At 57.3% G+C, this 515-nt stretch carries 1 protein-coding gene; it reads left to right on the top strand.

What is annotated here, in order from left to right; genetic code table 11:
• Window positions 1-35: 35 nt before the first annotated feature.
• Window positions 36-470: a phage tail assembly protein T gene (locus ACJHYR_RS28190; RefSeq protein ID WP_072837681.1), complete on the top strand. Its 435-nt coding sequence runs from the start codon at window positions 36-38 to the stop codon at window positions 468-470.
• Window positions 471-515 lie beyond the last annotated feature (45 nt).

Here is a 515-nt window from a genome sequence, read left to right as displayed (position 1 = left end):
GACGCCGGGCCTGCAGAGCCTGTTTCTGCGGGAAAGTGTTCGACGGTGAGCTGAGTTTTGCCCTGAAACTGGCGCGTGAGATGGGGCGACCCGACTGGCGCGCCATGCTTGCCGGGATGTCATCCACGGAGTATGCCGACTGGCACCGCTTTTACAGTACCCATTATTTTCATGATGTTCTGCTGGATATGCACTTTTCCGGGCTGACGTACACCGTGCTCAGCCTGTTTTTCAGCGATCCGGATATGCATCCGCTGGATTTCAGTCTGCTGAACCGGCGCGAGGCTGACGAAGAGCCTGAAGATGATGTGCTGATGCAGAAAGCGGCAGGGCTTGCCGGAGGCGTCCGCTTTGGCCCGAACGGGAATGAAGTTATCCCTGCATCCCCGGATGTGGCGGACATGACGGAGGATGACGTAATGCTGATGACAGTATCAGAAGGGATCGCAGGAGGAGTCCGGTATGGCTGAACCGGTAGGCGATCTGGTCGTTGATTTAAGTCTGGATGCGGCCAG

Origin of the sequence: Escherichia sp. WS1450 (assembly GCF_046487395.1) — a bacterium.
Taxonomy (GTDB): domain Bacteria; phylum Pseudomonadota; class Gammaproteobacteria; order Enterobacterales; family Enterobacteriaceae; genus Escherichia; species Escherichia coli.
The sequence above is the reverse complement of the archived record's forward strand: the minus strand, read 5'-3'. Positions and strand labels throughout refer to the sequence as shown.